General features: G+C 40.2%; 14 protein-coding genes, 1 pseudogene, 1 CRISPR repeat array and 1 riboswitch. Of the genes and pseudogenes, 4 read left to right on the top strand and 11 right to left on the bottom strand.

Annotation, left to right across the window (positions count from 1 at the left end; genetic code table 11):
* Together CV014_RS28060 and CV014_RS28055 are read right to left on the bottom strand one after the other, a co-directional pair.
* A pseudogene (locus tag CV014_RS28060) lies at positions 1-350 on the bottom strand (hypothetical protein); the annotation flags it as partial.
* 507 nt (positions 351-857) lie between these two features.
* Positions 858-1,058 carry a hypothetical protein gene (locus tag CV014_RS28055; protein WP_236145018.1) on the bottom strand — a complete coding sequence of 67 codons (201 nt, stop codon included), beginning with the start codon at positions 1,056-1,058 and terminating at the stop codon, positions 858-860.
* A 291-nt stretch (positions 1,059-1,349) separates the two neighbouring features.
* Here CV014_RS28055 and CV014_RS28050 point away from each other — a divergent pair, with 291 nt between their 5' ends.
* Positions 1,350-2,861, top strand: a complete 1,512-nt coding sequence (locus tag CV014_RS28050) for a hydroxysqualene dehydroxylase (RefSeq protein ID WP_236145017.1) — start codon at positions 1,350-1,352, stop codon at positions 2,859-2,861.
* A gap of 122 nt (positions 2,862-2,983) precedes the next feature.
* Here CV014_RS28050 and CV014_RS28045 read toward each other — a convergent pair whose 3' ends face one another.
* From CV014_RS28045 to CV014_RS28035, 3 genes are all read right to left on the bottom strand, one after another.
* Positions 2,984-4,312, bottom strand: a complete 1,329-nt coding sequence (locus CV014_RS28045) for a hybrid sensor histidine kinase/response regulator (RefSeq protein ID WP_236145016.1) — start codon at positions 4,310-4,312, stop codon at positions 2,984-2,986.
* 57 nt (positions 4,313-4,369) lie between these two features.
* The gene (locus tag CV014_RS28040) at positions 4,370-6,637 is read right to left on the bottom strand and encodes a PAS domain-containing protein (RefSeq protein WP_236145015.1); all 2,268 of its coding nucleotides are present in this window, start codon (positions 6,635-6,637) and stop codon (positions 4,370-4,372) included.
* A gap of 487 nt (positions 6,638-7,124) precedes the next feature.
* On the bottom strand, positions 7,125-7,304 hold the full coding sequence (locus CV014_RS28035; protein ID WP_236145014.1) for a hypothetical protein: 180 nt from the start codon (positions 7,302-7,304) through the stop codon (positions 7,125-7,127).
* 530 nt (positions 7,305-7,834) lie between these two features.
* A CRISPR array of direct repeats spans positions 7,835-8,443; the repeat unit is 35 nt; unit sequence GTTTTCCATTTATTCCCCTTCACGGGGACGGAAAC.
* Positions 8,444-8,702: 259 nt separating this feature from the next.
* Here CV014_RS28035 and mltA point away from each other — a divergent pair.
* Positions 8,703-9,917 (top strand): murein transglycosylase A, encoded by a 1,215-nt coding sequence (gene mltA / locus CV014_RS28030; RefSeq protein WP_236145013.1) that lies wholly within the window; start codon positions 8,703-8,705, stop codon positions 9,915-9,917.
* A gap of 76 nt (positions 9,918-9,993) precedes the next feature.
* Here the strand turns inward: mltA and CV014_RS28025 are convergent, their stop codons facing one another.
* Together CV014_RS28025 and crcB are read right to left on the bottom strand one after the other, a co-directional pair.
* Entirely contained in the window at positions 9,994-11,595 is a 1,602-nt protein-coding gene (locus CV014_RS28025) for an SMI1/KNR4 family protein (protein WP_236145012.1), read from the bottom strand.
* Between the two features lie 191 nt (positions 11,596-11,786).
* Complete coding sequence (gene crcB / locus CV014_RS28020; protein WP_236145011.1) at positions 11,787-12,260, bottom strand: fluoride efflux transporter CrcB; 474 nt, start codon at positions 12,258-12,260, stop codon at positions 11,787-11,789.
* Positions 12,261-12,517: 257 nt separating this feature from the next.
* Positions 12,518-12,601, bottom strand: a riboswitch (Fluoride riboswitch).
* A 274-nt stretch (positions 12,602-12,875) separates the two neighbouring features.
* On the opposite strand from crcB, the gene CV014_RS28015 reads away from it, so the two are divergent.
* Together CV014_RS28015 and CV014_RS28010 are read left to right on the top strand one after the other, a co-directional pair.
* Positions 12,876-13,739 carry a zinc metalloprotease HtpX gene (locus CV014_RS28015; RefSeq protein WP_236145010.1) on the top strand — a complete coding sequence of 288 codons (864 nt, stop codon included), beginning with the start codon at positions 12,876-12,878 and terminating at the stop codon, positions 13,737-13,739.
* 133 nt (positions 13,740-13,872) lie between these two features.
* Positions 13,873-14,313 carry a hypothetical protein gene (locus CV014_RS28010; RefSeq protein ID WP_236145009.1) on the top strand — a complete coding sequence of 147 codons (441 nt, stop codon included), beginning with the start codon at positions 13,873-13,875 and terminating at the stop codon, positions 14,311-14,313.
* Positions 14,314-14,498: 185 nt separating this feature from the next.
* Here the strand turns inward: CV014_RS28010 and CV014_RS28005 are convergent, their stop codons facing one another.
* The 4 genes from CV014_RS28005 to CV014_RS27990 all read right to left on the bottom strand — a co-directional run.
* Positions 14,499-16,607 (bottom strand): pentapeptide repeat-containing protein, encoded by a 2,109-nt coding sequence (locus tag CV014_RS28005; RefSeq protein WP_236145008.1) that lies wholly within the window; start codon positions 16,605-16,607, stop codon positions 14,499-14,501.
* A gap of 302 nt (positions 16,608-16,909) precedes the next feature.
* Positions 16,910-17,533: a cytochrome c oxidase subunit 3 gene (locus CV014_RS28000; RefSeq protein WP_236145007.1), complete on the bottom strand. Its 624-nt coding sequence runs from the start codon at positions 17,531-17,533 to the stop codon at positions 16,910-16,912.
* A gap of 107 nt (positions 17,534-17,640) precedes the next feature.
* Positions 17,641-19,359: a cytochrome c oxidase subunit I gene (ctaD, locus tag CV014_RS27995; protein ID WP_236145006.1), complete on the bottom strand. Its 1,719-nt coding sequence runs from the start codon at positions 19,357-19,359 to the stop codon at positions 17,641-17,643.
* 99 nt (positions 19,360-19,458) lie between these two features.
* On the bottom strand, positions 19,459-20,064 hold a 606-nt coding region (locus CV014_RS27990), incomplete at its 5' end, for a cytochrome c oxidase subunit II (protein WP_442946951.1).

Raw genomic sequence — 20,064 nt, 5'->3', positions numbered from 1 at the left:
CGACCATCAACAATTTCTACACGGGTTACAACATAATCCCATAAATGACCAATAACGTGTTGTCCTGCCATTGTCTTGTGATCTAATTTTTGGCAGAGTTCACTGTAAACGTCATTCCAGGGTTGTCCAACTTTAGAACGTAAAAACCGACACAGAGGGCCAAGGTGATCTGAGAGATATTTAGATTTCTTTCTAGCTTTAATCAGGTAAGGATTAAATAATCCATCCTCAGTTGCTTCTTCAGTAATTCTCTGTAATTCTTTTCTGTAACCTTTCAACTTTTTACGGCTAATTTTCATCCCACCACGGGGACGTTCAATCACAATTTCGCTCAAACGATGTTCGCTCATAACTTATGTTGTTTAAAAATAGAGGTACAAATTGAGTTTTTAATCTGCATAAGTTTGCGTACATCATTGACTCACCTCCGAATTTTGGATTTTAGATTTTAGATTTTGGATTTTATTGCTTGAATGGCAACTGATGGGAAAATACAGCTTCAATAATTGGAATTCCGCACAAGTTAGCAAAGCAGTTTTCACAATTGCCTTTACCAATTTGGCTACGCTCCCGTAAGTGGAAGCGACAGGAGTCGAACCTGTATTCCGTTGCCGGATGGTGTGTATGCTTTACAAGTTAGGGTGCGGAATAAATTATTGAATGAATCCGTGTAAGTTTAAGAAGCTTTTTACAGCTACGGCTGCTCTTACCAAATTTTGGCAGTGGGCGCGCACGTTAAATCTGCGAGAGACTTAAAATCATGCTTCGCTAGTTCGATCGCTCGAATTTTACTACCTTATAACCGTTATCAATGTGTATGTATGCTTCTTGTGTCGGGACACGGAAGACTCAGCCTGTTAACCGTAGACGGCTTCAGGACGGATAATCCAATCACCACTAGGGCGGCGATCGATGACGTAGGTTGAGAGGCGATCGCAATTCACATCCAAATGTTGCGCTACCCGTTCTTTTACCGCTACATCATTCATCCCTGGGGCAATTCCTACCTGTGTTTCTGTAACATCAATAGAACGTCCTTCAAATCGAATATGAACCATAACAATCACCTCTTTGTTTAATTACAAATTACTAATTAAAAAAAACCATAAAAATACTACGATTCAGTTCGTAGTAAGGACTTTAGTCCTTTTTTGTTCGCGGAGAGAACGCAGAGAGAACTAAAGTTCTCACTACAAACCTTGAATTCTTTATACTACAAATGTAGTATTCAGTCTACATAATGTCAAGAGGGTCAAAAAGAAATTCTGCAAAACCCTACTAGTCAGTTCCTGCGCTAAATTGCAACTTCAGATACATTAGTTAATGGACTGTAACAAACGGAGCGCGAAATGGCGGCAGAGTCGCAACCAAAACGAGTAGTAGTTGTAGGTGCTGGTTGGGCTGGGTTAGGTGCAACCTACCATTTAGCAAAACAAGGTTATGATGTGACGCTTCTGGAAGCAGGCCCTTATCCTGGTGGACTAGTAGCGGGTTGGCAAACCAGCGCAGGTAAATCTGTAGAAGCGGGTATTCATGGTTTTTGGTATCCCTACAGAAATATTTTTGCCCTCATCAACGAGTTAAACATTAATCCCTTCACAACCTGGACACGTTCCGCCCAATATTCCCCGGCTGGTTTAGAAGTAGAATCACCAATTTTTCAAGACTTACCCAGGCTACCTTCACCATTCGGCACTTTGGTATATACAAAATTTGAACGTCTACCATTAATTGACCGTCTCAGTGCCTTACCTTTACTTTTTACCTTAGTTGACTTTGATAATTCCGATGCAGCTTGGCGACGTTATGACTATGTAACAGCGCGAGAATTATTTAAAACTTTTGGTGTGTCAGCAAGACTGTATAAAGAAGCATTTGAACCAATGTTATTAGTCGGTTTATTTGCCCCTGGGGAACAATGTTCAGCCGCCGCTACATTGGGAATGCTGTATTATTTTATTTTGGCGCATCAATCTGATTTTGATGTTGTTTGGTGTCGGGGAACTGTGGGTGAAAAAATCTTCCGTCCCTGGGTGGAAAGAATAGAAAAAGCAGGTGCCAGAATATTACCAAAACACCGCGTAACTGACTTAATTATTGATGAAAATAATCAAGCCACTGGTGTAGTTTGTGGTGATGAAGTATTTGAAGCTGATGCGGTAGTTTTCGCTGTGGGTGTGACTGGGATGAAAAAGATTGTCGCCAATAGTCCGAGCTTACAAAGTCACGCAGAGTTTCGTAATTTACATAACTTAGGGGCGATTGACGTATTAGCAACGCGCTTGTGGTTTGACAGAAAAATAGATATTTCCCGTGCTTCCAATGCTTGTTTTGGTTTTGATGACACCACAGGCTGGACATTCTTTGATTTGAATGCTTTACATGATGAATATAAACAGGAAGAAGGTACGGTGATTGAGGCTGATTTTTATCACGCTAATCAGTTTTTAAATTGGAGTGATGAGGAAATTGTAGCGACAGTACAGCGATATTTATCTACTTGCGTACCTGGATTTAGAGCAGCGAAAGTTATAGACAGTAGTGTAATTCGTTTACCCCAGGCTGTGACTCATTTTGCCCCTGGTAGCTATCGTCATATGTTGCCAGCTCAGACAAAATTTAAAAATGTATTTATGAGTGGTGATTGGATTACTAACCGTCACGGTTCATGGTCACAGGAGAAAGCCTATGTAACAGGATTAGAGGCAGCAAATTTAGTGATGTCTCATTTAAATTATGGTAAGCCTGCTGACATTTTACCCATTGAAGCCGACGAGACACATATACAAATAGCGAGAAATATTAATCAAACAGTACGCAATTTTGGTAAATCTATACTGCCTAATTTTTGGTTGCCGTAAATAGTGTAATTTAAACTTCACTTAATTAGCTTATTCAGCCAATACAGTTCAGATAAGCCTAATTTTTTCTGCTGTTCCCTTACCATCACAGAAGAAATTTCTTAACTGAACCCTATTGGCTATTAAGCTGCTTGGCTAATTCTTTGTCGCAAAGGGATTTCAATAACAAATACTGTTCCCTGTCCAGGGATAGATTTACAGTACAAGCAACCGCCATGTCTTTCTACAACAATTTGGTAACTAATAGACAAACCTAGCCCTGTACCTTTACCTATGGGTTTAGTAGTGAAAAATGGGTCAAATAACTTAGCCTTAACTTTCTCATCGATAGCAGTACCATTATTGGCAATATGTATAGACACCCACTCATCATTCATCATGTTGGTGCTAATTGTAATTTGACTGGGACGCTGCTGAATTTCTGCAAATGTTCGCTGTTGGTTGTATTCATCTATCGCATCAATGGCATTGGCTAAAATATTCATAAAAACTTGGTTAAGTTGACCCGCATAGCATCCAACTAGGGGCAATTCACCATAATTTTTAATTACTTCAATACCTGGATGTTCCGGCTTAGTTTTGAGGCGGTGATTTAAAATCGTGAGTGTACTATCAATGCCATCATGGATATTGACATCTTTCATATTGGCTTCATCTAAACGAGAGAAAATGCGAGTAGATTTGACAATTTCGCTAATTCTCTTAGCACCGAGATTCATAGATTTGATGAGCTTTAATAAATCATGCTCAATAAATTCAATATCAATTTCATCTAATACGGCTTGAATACGCTCTGTAGGATGAGGATATTCTTCTTGATAAAGATGGATTAAATTTAAAATCTCTTGGGTATATTCATGGGCATGGGCAAGATTACCATAAATAAAATTTACAGGATTATTAATTTCGTGAGCAATGCCAGCAATCATCTGTCCTAAACTAGACATTTTCTCACTTTGAATAAGTTGTAGCTGCATTTGTTGTAAATCAGTATAGGCTTGACTGACTTCTGCTACTTTCTTCTCTAATAAAAGATTTTTCTGCTCTAGTTGGTGAGATAAATTGTGCAAATTTAAATGAAGTTTAACCCTTGATAATACCTCTTCTTGCTGAAAGGGTTTGGTAATATAGTCTACTGCACCAACTTCAAAGCCTTGAACTTTGTTTTTGGTATCAGATAGAGCTGTCATAAAGATGACTGGAATATTTTGTGTATCTGGATTCGATTTTAATTTTTGACAAGTTTCAAATCCATCCATTTCTGGCATCATCACATCTAATAAAATTAAATCTGGTAGAGCATATTTGACTCTTTCTAATGCTACAATACCGGATTTTGCCACCAAAACTTCTAAACCTGATTGGTCAAGAGCATCGGATAGAACACCTAAGTTAGCAGGATTATCATCAACAACTAAAACAGTCGGAGGTTGCACAACGGTAAAACTCATATTATTAACCCAGATTGATAATTAAAGTTGATTTTGCAGTATGTATGGAGAAAATACTTACTGGTAAGATTGAATCAGAGATAATATTTCCTGGTCTTGAAAGTTCTTGGCTAATTGTTGTAATTTCTTGGCGAAGGGGAGGTATTTTTGATCAGTTTCTTCCAGTAAGACTGCTTGTTTGATGATGCCTTTAAAATTACCTTTCATAACTAACTCATATATGGTTGCTATTTCTGCTGGTGGTGGTGCGATGATTTCAAGGTTTTCTGTTGATTGCTTGACAATTTCTGGCTGTTCATAAAGCCATTCGAGGTTGAGGTATTTTCGGATTTTTTGGAATAAATCGATAGCTTGTATGGGTTTGGGTAGGAAGTCATTTCCTCCTACTTCTAAACTCCGATGTTGATCACTTTCAAAGACGCTGGCTGATGAGACGATAATCACAATGTCTTTAAAGGCTTCTGACTGACGAATACGCTGAATCAGTAAAAATCCATCTAGTTCTGGCATTAATAAATCGGTGATGACGAGATCAGGCTGAAATTCTAAGATTTTTTGCCACCCGTCTTCTCCGTTAACTGCTTCTTTGATTTCAAAGCCGATGGGACTGAGTAAATTAGCTAGTACCGAACGGTTAGCCCATTTATCATCAACGATGACAATCTTGGGTTGATAGCCTTTGATACCAATAATTTGTCCGTAATCATCGGTTTGTGAAGTTTTTACCCATTCGTCGGCTGTAGGTAATTCCACATCGAACCAAAAAATGCTGCCAATACCGATAGCACTGTGTACTTTAATCTCGCTACCCATAAATTCGACGATTTTTTGGCTAATTGCCAAGCCTAAGCCAGTACCTTCTGTTTGTCGGCGGTTGTCTCCGGCTTGCTCGAAGGGTTGAAAAATTGCTTGCAGTTTGTCTTGGGGAATACCAGTACCAGTGTCACGGACTTCAAAGCGAATTTTACCTGGACTGGCATAGCTAACGGTAAAATTAACACTGCCTGTATCAGTAAATTTCGTGGCGTTACTCAGGAGGTTAATTAAGACTTGTCGTAGGCGTTTTTCATCGGCGGTGATACCGATGGGTAATTCTGAGGCGAATTGATAGTTAAATTGTATGCCTTTGAGTTCAGCGCGGATGCGGCACATTTCGGCGACACTTTGGAGGAAAGCGGGGAAATGGAAATCTGTGGGTAAAAGTTCGACTTTGCGCGCTTCGATTTTTGATAAATCGAGGATGTCATTGATGAGAGTTAAGAGATGAGAACCACATTGATAGATGACATCAATGCGCGATCGCTCTTCTTCCTTGATGTGTTTAGACCGTTGTAAAATCTGGGCATAGCCGAGAATGCCGTTTAAAGGTGTGCGTAATTCGTGGCTCATGTTGGCTAAAAATTCGCTTTTGGCATAACTAGCGGCTTCGGCGGCTTCTTTGGCTTGAGCTAGTAGCATTTCAGATTTTTTGCGATCGTTAATATTTCTCGATATGCCAATCATCCCCAAAATATTACCTTGGGCATCCCGCCAGGGACTTTTAGTGGTGAGGAATGTGCCTCTAATCTGACCATCATGGGAGATATGATCTTCCTCGAAGGTTTCTGTAATACCTTGGTTGATAATTTGGATATCTTTAGCCATAATTTTATCGGCGATTTCCTGCGGAAACAGTTCATAATCTGTTTTGCCGATAATCTCATCAATTGGTTTGCCAAAAAAACTAGCTAAATAAGAATTAAGTGCAACATGACGACCTTCATTATCTTTAACTACGATAATATCTGGTGTGCTTTCTAAAATTGAGCGCAATAGGGTGTTACTTTCTCGCAAAGCATCTTCAGTTTGTTTCTGTTCTATTGCTGTTTGCTTACGTTTAGTGATATTTTCACTAAACATCATAATGCCACCAATTTCACCATTGGGTTGATGCCAAGGACGGAGCATCCAACTTACCCACTCTACAGTTCCATCGGCTCTGGGATAGGTATCTTCATCACATTGCAACATTTCTCCGGCTAAACACCTTTGAAAAAGCTGCCGCCATTTTGGGGGAATATCAGGAAACACTTCATAGTGAGAACAACCAATAATATCATCAGTTAGTTGATAGTCTTCTAACCATCGACGGCTGACATGAAGATAACGCATCTGTTGATCAAAGATGACCATTGCTACTGGAGCATATTCAATTACCTGCTGCAAGGATGTTGTATTTGTAAACTCATTTGTGCCAATCCATTGACTTTGCAAATTATGTAGTTCTTCTGGTTGATAGAATGCCGATGCCGCTTCACTCACATTTGACTGTTCTTGTTGGCTCATGGTCAATTTTATGTACTTTGATAGTGAATACCTGAAATATGCAACTTTTTGTGTAGCAATTTCTGTTTAGATATTTGGGATTAATAAGTAAAGCACACTAAACAATAATTAAAAATATTTATTTTAATTACCTTTAATCTATTGAAGCTCTAAGTTAGTCAAGCTGAGATCCGAGCAAAAACGGAAATATGGCTGAAATATTAACTTTTGTCTTCAAAATATTTGATGTATTGATGATTTTAGATTGTTCTATTTTTTAAAAAGTTTTGGTAAATTTAAGTACGTCAAATTTACCAAAAGCCAGCAAAATTATTGAATGCCCTGATGCAATTTATGAAAATTAGACCAGTAGTTTTCGCAAAAAATGTAGATTGTTTTAGAAGAGTCAGTATTTGTGATGATGTCGCATAGCTTTATGGATTTTCTTCCACCGTTCTTTTTCTGCTAATTGTGCCTGATGATCTGGTTTACGTACCAGATAATTCAGTTATTTTTGCAATTTTTGATAACTAAGAAGTCCAGATGTATCTAGTTTCCCCTCTGTCAATGCTTGCTGCACTGCACAATCTGGTTCATGCTGATGCTGACAATCACGAAAGCGAAATTTTTTGGCTAAAGCCTCGATGTCTGCAAAAGTGGCTTGTAAACTGTCCTCACTTCCTGACATCTGTTATTCGGATGTAGCTTGAGTTGAGCAAAGCAAAACCCAACACGTTATCAGTGAACGGTTATGAGGTTATCGAAAACCCGTTTGATTGCTAAAAAACTGACATCTGTTTGGTGCGTGACGGCAAGTTGAATATATCGGTGATGTTTTAAATCTTATCGCTGCCGTCACACACCCTACCTTACCGTAAAAGTAAAGATTTATATTGCTTTGGCGAGATTAGCTTGGAATTTTTCAGCCTATATTGATAGTATCTATCCAAATAACCACAGAACCTTGAAAATTTAATCCAAAAGTTTCCTATTATTTCTGTAAAGTTTTGTTGAGGAAATGGCATTCGTGGGGGTAGGGCGATCGCTCAAACTCTGATTATTTCGTACACCCCCGCAAATCGCTTGCTGTGCAAGGGTTTGAGTGGGGTAAGCAGGTAAGTTATTGTCAATAATTTCAGCTTGTTGACAGGTAATTTACACCCCCCGCAAAAATGACCCTTTCAAACTCAGTCAAAGTAAGGTTTCTATCAAGGCAGGGTTTTCCACTTATTCCCCTTCACGGGGACGGAAACAAGTGTCCTCTTTTAATGTACAATGCTTTTGCAAAAAGTTTTCCATTTATTCCCCTTCACGGGGACGGAAACTTTTCAGCTTGTTATTTAGCGCTATCCATTCCAAATGTTTTCCATTTATTCCCCTTCACGGGGACGGAAACGAAAAATTGCTTTCAAATGATGTACTTCAAAAAAATGTTTTCCATTTATTCCCCTTCACGGGGACGGAAACTTTTGTTTTAGCTCTGGAATCCCGTAACCTATCACCGAGTTTTCCATTTATTCCCCTTCACGGGGACGGAAACTCCATGTGCAAATTTGTTGTAACAATATTTTATTGTTGTTTTCCATTTATTCCCCTTCACGGGGACGGAAACATGACCATGTAATCCTTTTGGAAGGCAGCAACAATGGTTTTCCATTTATTCCCCTTCACGGGGACGGAAACCATCCAGCATCCCTCATTTCTGATTGCATAAAAAGTGTTTTCCATTTATTCCCCTTCACGGGGACGGAAACAAAAGCTTGCCAGTACGAGCAAACGTCTGGACTTCATCGTTTTCCATTTATTCCCCTTCACGGGGACGGAAACATCATGGTGACAAACTAGACAACGGCGGAAAATACAGGTTTTAAATTAATTGCGAATTGCGTTAGCGAAGCGGGACGTTAGTCCATTGCAAATTGCTTTTATTCCCCTTCGCGGGGACGGAAACTTTTTGTATCACCTAAGAAAAAGTTCATGCAGAGTGTTTGATTTTTCTGCTGTAGGGGAAACTAAAGTTAGAAACAATGGTCTTAAGGTGTGATAAAAACATCTCTAAAGATGTGCATCTGAGATTCTGTTAGATATGAAAAAACCACTGGCTTTATTTTCCTTGGGTTTGGGAATTGCACTTTTCAACCCGTTACCAATCGCTGTGAGTCAGGTAACACCCCAACCAGCAGCACCGCCATCTCCGGTAACGCCAGCGTTAAAACGAGTTGATATTGGTACTTGTCAACCTGCGCGTACTTGTTTGGGTTGGGATGAGCAATTATTTTTTGGTCATGGTGCTTTAAAACGCGATCGCCAATCTCTATTAAAATCAATTGACAATAGTTTGAGTTATTTAAATACACCAAAAGCGATCGCAGCTTATAATAATTACCCTATTAAAGAAATTACCATCGACCGAGTACGCCGCAGTTTAAAGCGGTTTCGCCAATTGGTAGCTACAGCCAAATCACCTGCACAACTGCAAGCATCTGTCAAGCGTGAGTTTGCATTTTATCAGTCAGTAGGTGATGATAATCAAGGTAGAGTCAAGTTTACTGCTTACTACGCACCAATTTATCAAGCGAGTCGCAGCCGCACTGCACAATACAAATATCCTATTTATCGCTTACCCGCAGATTTTGAACAATGGCCTAAACCCCATCCTACACGCCTGGAATTAGAAGGCGTAAACGGCTTATTAGGGAATAAAAGCCGATTAAACGGTTTAGAAATGTTTTGGTTACGCGATCGCTTTCAAGCATACATGATTCACATCCAAGGTTCAGCCAAACTTAACTTGACTGATGGAACTCAAACTAGTGTCGGCTTTGTGCGCGGAACGGATTATCCTTGGACGAGTATTGGTAGATTGCTATTTCAAGATGGCAAACTCTCCAAAGAAGAATTAAATATGCCGGGAATTATCCGTTATTTCCAGAAAAACCCCAAATCAATGGATAAATATTTACCACGCTGGGAAAGATTTATTTTTTTCAAAGAAACCAAAGGTGAACCAGCTACAGGTAGTATTAGTGTGCCGCTAGTACCAGAACGTTCCATTGCCACAGATAAATCTATGATGCCTCCTGGAGCATTAGCAGTAATTAATGCTACATTTCCCTATCCAGAACGGGGTAAGAAATTGGTGCAACGCCGAGTCAGTCGCTTTGTCTTAGATCAAGATACAGGTAGTGCTATCAAAGGCCCTGGTAGGGTTGATTATTTCTTAGGCTATGGTGATTTAGCAGGCGATCGCGCAGGTATTACAGTCACTACTGGTTCTATATATTACTTATTGTTGAAATAAATTAGGCGATCGTAGGGTTGTAGGGGCAGAATAGTATTCTGCCTTGATTTTATCTTGTGGTACGTGACTAAGCGACTTATTTGTCGTCACGAAAAGAACGTTTATAAACAGCCTGCATCATGTCCCAAAATGTGCGGTAACGGTAAGCACCTGCAATCTTATTACCAAAGTCCCAAGCTTCCCATTCTCCCTGTTCATCTATAACCATAGGATTGAGCAGATACACATAACCATCTTCATCAGTGCTAATTTGCAAAGCCGTTTTCATATATCTGGTTCTAATATGGCAAGGGTCTTGATGTCTACCATACAAAAAGTATGTTTCATCATCAACTTCATCTCGTTCTATTCCATGCCAAACATCAACCCATTCTTGGTTTAGGGTATAGAACCAGTCTACATCTTTTGTCCCTAATAAAGTGCAATATTCGTTTAAAATTACCCAACCATTGCTATATAAAAGAAAGTTTTTGTAGCTTGGTGGTAATGTTTTACCCAACCGATGTTCTAATTCTAGAATCTCGGCTACCGATGCGCCTTGTTTACCACATTTTTTCTGAGATACTGCTTCTGAAAACCAGTCTGAGTAACTCTCGATATTTTCTGCTAATTTACCAGCAAATAGTTTTTCATTCCACGCTTCCATAAAAATTTGCCAGTCTAATACAGAAGGTATGAAACTTTTATGTGGTATATAAGTGCGGTTGTTCAGGCTATCTAAAAATTCATCAACTTGCATAGGAGAAATATTCATCACTGCTCTAAGTACACCTGCTAAAAAAGCGCGTGTTGCAGAGCATAAGCCAACTAGAGTATTTATAGATAGTGTATCTCTGCTGCTTGTAATCCACCAATTTAATAAATATTCTTTGGCTTGATTTTCCTCGCCATTACGGAAGCATAAATCAATAGCAATAATTTTGACTGTCTCTGAAATCCAATCTTTAGTTTCTACTTGCCATACTTGACAAACTTGCTCGTAGATATCAACAAGCTTCAGTGCTTCAGTAAATTGATTATTTTTAGATAACACTTGCAATTTTCTGAAAGCATCTTGCATAAAAAGACTAATTTCACCTTGATGTAGCTGCTCGCTACGCCCCAGCATTTGTTGTATGTATTCGTCTGTAAACTTGGCTTTAATTGGTGGAGGTGGTGGTACGAATTTAGCAATTGCTGGGGGTAAATTTAAATCTGCTACAGAAAATCTATCTAACAGGAGCATACTACGATTTTGTCGCTCATTTTGAAATATTAAATCGGTTAATTCTTGCAGATTTAATGCTTCTTGGTTAGGTGTGGCAGGGTAAGGAATACCTAATCCGTAACACAAACTAGGTAATATACTAGATTCAAGCTGACGTATTAAGGAACTAGCTTTACTAAGACGCAATTCTCCACTGAGCAATTTGAGAAAAGTTTGATAAGCCGCTTCACCATATCCAGCGAGGAAAAGTAAAACTCCGGCTTGATAAACGGCTTCATTAGCAGAATCAGGAGGTGCTGTTTTAACTTGTTCAGTTAGCTGTGAGAAAAGTTCAGCACAATCTTGAGGTAAAGGTTGCATAAGATTTTTGGCAATATTGTTTAATACCGTTTCTTGATGAAGATAGACTTTGTTCTGTACTGTAGAGACGTTGCATAACGTCTCTACATCATTTATGCGGTGTAACTTCATAGAGAATTGGTATAAGAACCTGACAAATCTATATTTCCCTATTTTGCAAACAATATTTAATACTCATTGATTTTCCCCCTACGCCTTCACATTCCAAAAATCTGGGGAATTACAAAAGTCAACTATCAAATTTATCTTCTTCAAAACAACTGTCTTTGATAGTATGATTTTTTAAATTGTAATTCCCTCTGCTAAGGCAAGAATCGAGCTAAAATCATCCCTATTTGAAGGCTGATAATTCCTAAGATGGCACTACCAAATAAATAAACGTTGGCGGTGATGAAATTTTGGTTATTTAACAGGCTAACAGTATCTAAGGCATAGGTAGAAAAAGTAGTGTAAGCACCCAAAAAACCGACAGCAATTAATAACCGTATTTCAGGAGAAATGATTGCTATTTTTTCTACAGAGAATGTAAAGAAAAAACCCATCGCCAAACAGCCACTAATATTAATAAAAAATGTGCCGTAGGGGAAACCTAAACCGAAGCGTTGAGCGAACCACAAGCTTAAATAGTAGCGACTTAAAGCACCTGCGATCGCACCTAAACTTACGGCTATAGGATTCCGCACTAAAGGTTGTTGTAATACTTCTGGAATTAGCTTTGGGGCAATAGTAATTAGTTGTAAACTATGCTCCAGTAAATTTTTTAAACCGAACCACATAATGCACCTACTTTGTGTATTTATCTAATAAAATTACAGGTATTTGACTGGATTCTAATACTGCTCGCAAAAGCATACCAATATAAAGGCGGCGCACCTAAACGATGGGTAATTTGACCAACAAAAAGCCCATAATTAAAATCCAAAATATGCTAAATAACATCCAGAGACCTCCACAGCAGCAATTTGTAGACTAATGCTGACTACAGGAAATCTGGAGATAAATAAAACAAGCTCCTACTATCCTGGAATCAGCGAGGGAAGTAGGAGCTATCAGCTTTCCAGATAATATTTTTTGTCCTGGAATAGCGGTTTTGGCAAGCTCCATTGCCATTATTTAACTTTACGATACCTTATATTCGGAAATACATCAATCAAGATATGGGAAATTGGGAATTGAGAATATGAAAGTAATTGATACATCATCAGTTTTCAATCCAAAATCCAAAATCCAAAATCCAAAATTGCCATGAGTGGGAAAACCGTACTCAGATGACAGGTTATCTGTACCCTACGGATGAGTTGGGCTAGATACAATCAGAGTGTGGCTTCAATAATGCTGTTTTTTAACACAACTACAAAACATCAGAACAGCATTAGCAGGAGATTAAAAATATGGGAAATCAATTTAAAACAGTTGCTTTACTTGCTGCTCTTAGTGGCTTGTTAATTGCTATTAGTTATTGGGTAATCGGTGGTACAGGCGGCTTAATCATAGGTATTGGATTAGCCGCAGTCACTAACTTATTTTCTTGGTATCAATCAGATAAAATTGCCCTTGCAGTTTATCAAGCCCAACCTGTGAGCGAAAGTCAAGCACCAGGACTATATCGCATGGTACAGAGATTGTCACAACGGGCTAATATTCCTATGCCTGGAGTGTATATTGTTCCTAGTCAAACTGCTAATGCTTTCGCGACAGGAAGAGATCCAGAACACGCGGCTGTAGCCGTTACCGAAGGTATTTTAAATATCTTGCCAGAAGATGAATTAGAAGGGGTAATTGCTCACGAACTGACACACATTATTAACCGAGACACCTTAACCCAAGCTGTAGCTGCTACCGTTGCCGGTGCAATATCTTTCTTAGCGCAGATGTTAAGTTATAGCCTCTGGTTTGGGGGTGTAGGTGGCAGAGATAACGAAAGAGGCGGTAATCCTTTGGGAGTCTTATTAACAGTTATTCTCGCCCCTATTGCAGCGACAATTATTCAATTAGCAATATCCCGCACAAGAGAGTTTTCTGCCGATGCTGGTGCTGCTAGATTAACAGGTAATCCCCGCGCCTTAGCTCGTGCATTGCAAAGATTAGAAGCTACCGCTAGGCAACTACCTCTAGACTCTAACCCCGCTTTTGAACCATTACTCATCATCAACCCCATCTCTGGACAATTCCTGGGTAATTTATTTTCCAGTCACCCCGCAACCGAAGCACGAGTTGAACAATTGCTGAAAATAGAACAGCAAATTAGGGCATAGGGAATGGGGCATGGGGCATTGGAGACAAGGTAGACAAGGTAGACAAGGTAGACAAGGTAGAAGATGAGAAAAACCGTTCCCTGTTCTCTAATGACTAATGACTAATAACAACAACTAAGAGGATGTTTCAACTATGAATAATGACAATCTTCAATCTGTAGAAATTGTGGAATCTACTATCGTGGTAGAAGTTAGCTCCCAAACTGACGAATTAGTAGAAACGGAAATGGCTGGTGAAACTGATGAAGTGAAACGCGAAACGAAAGCTTTAATTGAAGCGTTGAGAAGACGCGCTCAAGCAGAAGCAGAATCAGCAGGTAAACTTACTCGTGAAACTTATTTAAATGTGGTTCGCAAAGCACGGGAAACGATTGAAGGTGAAAAAATTATGGAGCGCGATGGGCTACGCCCCGCCGGAGGCGATCGCTTAGAATATTTCTGGGTAGTGTTTCAAGAAGAAACAGAAAGAAACTGGCATTTAATGATGAAAGAGTTTGTAGATTTTAATACCCGTCTACAAAACGCAGTCAAAGCCGGTTGGGAAGCCTTTAACGCACCTCGTCAACAAGGTTAAATCACAAGTAGGTTGGGTTGAGCGATAGCGAAACCCAACATTACTAAATAAACACAGAATAATTTTACTGATTTTGTGGGATGGGCTGGACAGCCCGTCCCTTGTATTTTGGGGCGGGTTGTCCCGCCTACCCTACAATATTCAGTCCTGAATTCAGAAATGCCATTTCTTGAATGACACTACACTCAACCCAAACCCAAAAACTTAGAAATCAACGGCAACAATTTACTAACAGCCTCAACTAATGTAGCCGTCGCAGGTAAACCGGTAATCGTCCCTTTCAAAATCTTCATTGCTGTTTTCGCTGCCTTCTGGTGCGGTTCAGCTTGGGGATTTTTCCCCGCTTCCGCTAACGCTTGCACTTGTTCTAAAGCTTCCGCTTTATCTTCCTCAGATAAATCTTTTTCCACCTCAATCGCCGCTTTTAATTGCGTCAATAATTCCTTAATTCCCGGCTTTTCGGACTCAGATGCAGATGGTAACTCATTAATAGTATTTGTCACCGTACCGCTAATTTCACCTAAATTAATTTGACCACTATTATTTAAAGTGCCGCTATTTTCAAATTTACGGCTGTAATCATTACTGTTAGTCATGTTTTTAGCTTCTACTTTATTATCAACTTGAACATTAATTGGCTTATTTGCTAGTAAACCAATAATCTCTTTCATATCTGCACTTTGTTGGCGATAGATGACTATTTCATTATCTTTAGCTTGCAGTTGTGCTTTATATTTTTCCTCCACAGCTTGCAATGCTAACTGATAATTTTGCATAAAATCACTATGAATCTTCTCTTTATCAGTTCCATCAGGCACGTTAAGTTTAACAACAACTACGCCATCGCCTTTATTACCAATACTCTGAATAGATAAATCTGTGTCTTCATTTTCTACTTGCACTTTTTTGAAGGAAGTAACAAAGGCTTTCCAGTCTATGCCGTTGCGGAAAATTAAGTCAACAGTGTTTAAAACTTCTTCAAATAGTTTAGTAAATTCTCCTGGTTTAAATTCGCCACTACTAGGACGACGTTCTCTATCATCAGTTCCAGGCTTGGCATCTTCTAGAAGATAAATAAAGCGACAATCAACATTATCTAATTTAGTTGTACTTGCAATCTTCCAAGCTATTACACAAGCTCCAGTCATTTGAGCGCGAGTAAAATCAGTATTTACAGCTTTATCTATAGCTAAATTTGCTTCTTCTAAACAAGCCCCTTGAAATGTTGCTTCACTAATATCAGCGTCTTTAAGATTAGCTGCTTTTAAATTTGCACCCATGAGGTTTGCACCTCTAAGATTTGCTCCAACATATGATTTATTTCTACCATTAAGACTCATTAGCAAATTGAGAACGTTTTGTTGAGCTAATATAGTTTCGTCTACTCTTGCTAAGTCAAGTTTTTTAACTTCATAAAAACGAGTATACGTGAGATTTGCTTTTATAAAGTCTGTGTTTCTGAGAGTCGCACCAGTGAAATTAGCGTCAGTTAAATCAGCATTACGAAAACTGGTTCCACCTGTTGCTGCCAAAACGATCACAAATGAGCGCGTTGAAGATTCTTTTTCGTCAGCTAAACTACGCCAGCCAGTATAAGCACTAAACAAAGTAAAGGCTAGGGCTGTTGCGGTCAAAGGGAAAGATGGAATGAATACACATATAGCTCCGGCTCCAGCTATGACTACTGCTATAGCTACTGCTATGGCTTCGACTGTGGCTCCGGCTATAGCTCCAGCTATGGCTCCGGTTGTACTTGCGATTCCGACTGTAATTAAGACAGCAAAGGCTCCTCCAGCTATGAGTGCAACTGTCTCTAAGATTTTGGCTAAGGTTATAGTGAAAATAAAAGCTCTGGCTATGACGATAACTACGGCTACGGCTAAAACTACAGATGTAGCTACAGCTTTTAAACCAGCAGTTAAACCCTTACGAATAGTAACAATGCGAAAGATTGTAATAATTAAGCCAACTATTCCTAGAGTTGCAATAAAGTGTTCAGTTTCCCAAACAGAAATAATATAATATATGAGAGCATATACGAGACCCAGTACTAAGGAACTAATAGAAACGGATACAAAACCTGATATTGCTGACAGCAGCCATGACACTATAAGCAAACCAACAGTCCAACGTTTCTGTAGTCCAGCTTTAGCACCTGTGAAATTAGCTCCTTTGAGAATAGCCTTGCTAAAATTAGCTCCTCGAATATCTGCCTTACTAAAATTAGTCCCACTCAAGTCTTGACCTTTAAATGAACGACCTCGCAAATTTTGACCGGAATAGTCTGGCGGCATAACTGCGTCACTAAGGGTTAATACGGAGATTTTATACAAGTTTACTGTAAAACTTTGCTGATTTTGTCAAAATAAAGATATTTAGGATGCAATAATAAACATCAGCGCACAACATTGCACTGTTGGCGTTGCTGATTAATGGAATGATTTATGTTTCGCGCAAAGGCGCAAAGTCGCAAAAAATCGGTAGTTTACTTTGCTCAAAAAGCTTACGCCTGTCAGATCAGCAACAAAAAAACCCCCAGAGGGGGGGTGTAGAATCTTAAGTTGTCCGCGTGGAGTGAACAACTATTAATTAATACCTACAGTAAATACAGTAATCCGAACAAAATAATCCAAATTACATCAACGAAGTGCCAATATATTTCCGCAGCTTCCACACCAAAGTGTTTTTCATTACTGTAGTGACCAGGAGTGCGCGATCGCCACAACACCGCTAAGATGGCTAAAACGCCGATAGTTACGTGCAGTCCGTGGAAACCAGTCAACACATAAAATGCACTGGCAAATAAGTTAGTTGTTAAGCCAAATTCTAAATGTGTGTACTCGTAAACCTGTCCTACTAAGAAAATCGCGCCCATTGCGGCAGTAATCGCCAACCAAGTACGCATTCCTTTAGCATCATTCTTTTTGATTGCAGTATCGGCATTGTGCATCACAAAGCTACTAGCAATCAGGTTAACAGTGTTAACTCCAGGTAATAAAAGTTCTAATTCTGGTGTGCCGGTTGGCGGCCACACAGGTAAAGTTGAACGGAAAGCTAAATAAGCTCCGAACAACCCCATAAAAATCATCCCTTCAGCAACCAAGAAGACGAACAACCCAAACAGACGATGATCGGGATGTTCTTCATGATGACTAACCGTCTCTGCTGTATGGTGATGATTCAGTTCTGTTTTCGCTGGGTCAATTGTTTGACTTTGCATGAATGTTAATTAATGAATGGATTGGGGATTGGGCATTGGGCATTGGGCATTGGGCATCGGGCATTGGATTTTTCTCCCCTGCTCCCTGCCCCCTGCCTCCTCTGCTTCTACCTTCTAATTTCTAAATCAGACTCAATACTGGGATATGGCTCGTCAGCATCAGCCCTGAGTACGGGATTCTCTGATGGGGATACGTTGGCTGGTGCGTGTTGTACACCATAGTCGTAGGGGCCAGTGGTTAAGACTGGGAGTGTATCAAAATTTTCAATGGCTGGTGGTGAAGTGGTCATCCACTCTAGGGTGAGTGCTTTCCAGGGATTATTCGGGGCTTTCTCACCGTACAGCCAACTCCAAATGGCGTTGATGATAAAGGGAAATGTGGAAACAGCCAGAATATACGAGCCGTAAGTGCAGATTTCGTTTAATAGGGCAAATTTGGGGTCATACTGCGCCACACGGCGATTCATGCCCATTAACCCTAGTTTGTGCATGGGTAAGAATGTCATATTCAAACCCACAATGGTTAAGACAAAATGCACTTTCCCCCAAAATTCATTGAACATCCGTCCTGTCATTTTGGGAAACCAATGATAAATGGCGGCGAAAATTCCTAGAACGCTACCACCGAACAGTACATAGTGTAGGTGTGCGACGACAAAATAGGTGTCGTGGACGTGGATGTCAAAAGGCACGGCTGCCAACATCACACCACTAATCCCACCAATCACGAATGTTCCGACGAAACCCATTGCGAACAACATGGGGCTGTTGAATTGGATTTTGCCTCCCCACATTGTTGCTAACCAGCTAAAGATTTTAATCCCTGTGGGTACGGCGATAATCATGGTAGTAATCATGAAGAACATCCGTAACCAACCAGGAATACCACTGGTAAACATATGGTGCGCCCAGACAATTAGCCCTAAGAAACTGATGGCTAAAGATGAATAGGCGATCGCTTTATATCCGAAAATGGGTTTACGGGAGTGAATAGGAATAATCTCGGATATTCCCCCAAAAAAGGGCAAAATCATGATGTAAACTGCCGGGTGGGAGTAAAACCAGAACATATGCTGGTAAACTACCGGATCACCACCACCAGTGGGGTTGAAAAATGTTGTTCCTGCTAATAAGTCAAAGGACAGGAGAATTAAACCGGCGGCTAGCACTGGTGTAGATAGTAAAACTAACGCCGAAGTCGCCAACATCGCCCAGCAAAACAAGGGCATTTGATGGAAACCCATTGTGGGGATACGCATCTTCAGCAAGGTGACGAGAAAATTAATCGCCCCCAAAATTGACGACGTACCCAATAGTAGGATACTCATAATCCAAATTGCTTGGCCTACCTGTCCCGTCATCAAACTTAAGGGAGGGTAGGAAGTCCAACCTGCATCCGGCGCATCACCCACCACTAAACTAGCGATGAGTAATATACCAGAAGGTGGAATCATCCAAAAAGCTACAGCATTCAATCTGGGGAATGCCATATCTTTGGCCCCAATCATCAAGGGAATTAAATAATTAGCAAATCCTGCCCCGGCTGGCACAATCCACAGGAAAATCATGATTGTGGCGTGCAGCGTAAACAGGCTGTTGTAAACTTCAGGAGTCACAAAATCTACTTCTGGCGTTCGCAATTCTGTACGCACTAAGTCAGCTAAAACGCCGCCAATACAGTAAAAAACGAAGGAAGTCACCAGATATTGCAGTCCAATGACCTTGTGATCGGTGTTGAAGCTAAAGTAATCTTGCCATTTTCTCACCCCTGGCTCTGCATGGTGAGCCGAGATGTTGGCAGTTTCTTGTAACTGAGCTTGTGTCATGGTGATTAGTCATTAGTCATTAGTCAATGGTCAATAGTCAATAGTTAATAGTCATAAGTCGTTGGTGATGACTGTGGACTGTGGACTGTGGACTTTTGACTACTTATGGATCTGATGTAATATTTCAGGATGAATTCCCATGTCCTTGGTGTAGGGTGCGAGAAATTCGTCGGGGGATGCGGTGGCGGGATTAAGAGCGATCGCTTCCTTGAGGCTATCATTGCTCGCAGTTAACTGCTCTTGCATCCATTTTTCAAAGGCTTCTGGTTTTTCGACTATCACCTGGGTTCTCATCGCGCCGTGGTAGGGGCCGCACAATTCTGCACAGATGAGGGCATAATCACCTTCGGTTTTGGGAGTAAAGCGGAGTTCGCTTTGTCTACCAGGGATGGCATCTTGTTTCATGCGGAATTCAGGAACCCAAAAAGCATGGATGACATCATTGGCGGTCATATTAATTTTGACTTCCCGCCCAATGGGAACGTGTAATTCACCAGTGGTTACACCTGTTTCGGGGTAGGTAAAAATCCACGCGTATTGTAAACCGGTGACATTAACTTGTAATTCCGGTGGCTTTCCTGCTTTTTCAGGACTCGCACCAATACTAGGAGACACACTACCTACACCTGGTGCTTCTCGCTTTTGGGGAATTTGATCAGCGTTGCGGACTGCGGCTGTGGCGGGGTCTGACATCGCCTCATCAGA

Origin of the sequence: Nostoc sp. CMAA1605 (assembly GCF_021596505.1) — a bacterium.
In the GTDB taxonomy this organism is placed as follows: Bacteria; Cyanobacteriota; Cyanobacteriia; order Cyanobacteriales; family Nostocaceae; genus Trichormus.
This window is presented reverse-complemented; position numbering and strand designations above follow the sequence as displayed.

Bases quoted from the DNA above. Each gene is read 5' to 3' on its own strand.
- CV014_RS28055 (WP_236145018.1), bottom strand. From the start codon at position 1,058: ATGGTTCATATTCGATTTGAAGGACGTTCTATTGATGTTACAGAAACA.
- CV014_RS28050 (WP_236145017.1), top strand. From the start codon at position 1,350: ATGGCGGCAGAGTCGCAACCAAAACGAGTAGTAGTTGTAGGTGCTGGT.
- CV014_RS28045 (WP_236145016.1), bottom strand. From the start codon at position 4,312: ATGAGTTTTACCGTTGTGCAACCTCCGACTGTTTTAGTTGTTGATGAT.
- CV014_RS28040 (WP_236145015.1), bottom strand. From the start codon at position 6,637: ATGAGCCAACAAGAACAGTCAAATGTGAGTGAAGCGGCATCGGCATTC.
- CV014_RS28035 (WP_236145014.1), bottom strand. From the start codon at position 7,304: ATGTCAGGAAGTGAGGACAGTTTACAAGCCACTTTTGCAGACATCGAG.
- mltA (WP_236145013.1), top strand. From the start codon at position 8,703: ATGAAAAAACCACTGGCTTTATTTTCCTTGGGTTTGGGAATTGCACTT.
- CV014_RS28025 (WP_236145012.1), bottom strand. From the start codon at position 11,595: ATGAAGTTACACCGCATAAATGATGTAGAGACGTTATGCAACGTCTCT.
- crcB (WP_236145011.1), bottom strand. From the start codon at position 12,260: ATGTGGTTCGGTTTAAAAAATTTACTGGAGCATAGTTTACAACTAATT.
- CV014_RS28015 (WP_236145010.1), top strand. From the start codon at position 12,876: ATGGGAAATCAATTTAAAACAGTTGCTTTACTTGCTGCTCTTAGTGGC.
- CV014_RS28010 (WP_236145009.1), top strand. From the start codon at position 13,873: ATGAATAATGACAATCTTCAATCTGTAGAAATTGTGGAATCTACTATC.
- CV014_RS28005 (WP_236145008.1), bottom strand. From the start codon at position 16,607: ATGCCGCCAGACTATTCCGGTCAAAATTTGCGAGGTCGTTCATTTAAA.
- CV014_RS28000 (WP_236145007.1), bottom strand. From the start codon at position 17,533: ATGCAAAGTCAAACAATTGACCCAGCGAAAACAGAACTGAATCATCAC.
- ctaD (WP_236145006.1), bottom strand. From the start codon at position 19,359: ATGACACAAGCTCAGTTACAAGAAACTGCCAACATCTCGGCTCACCAT.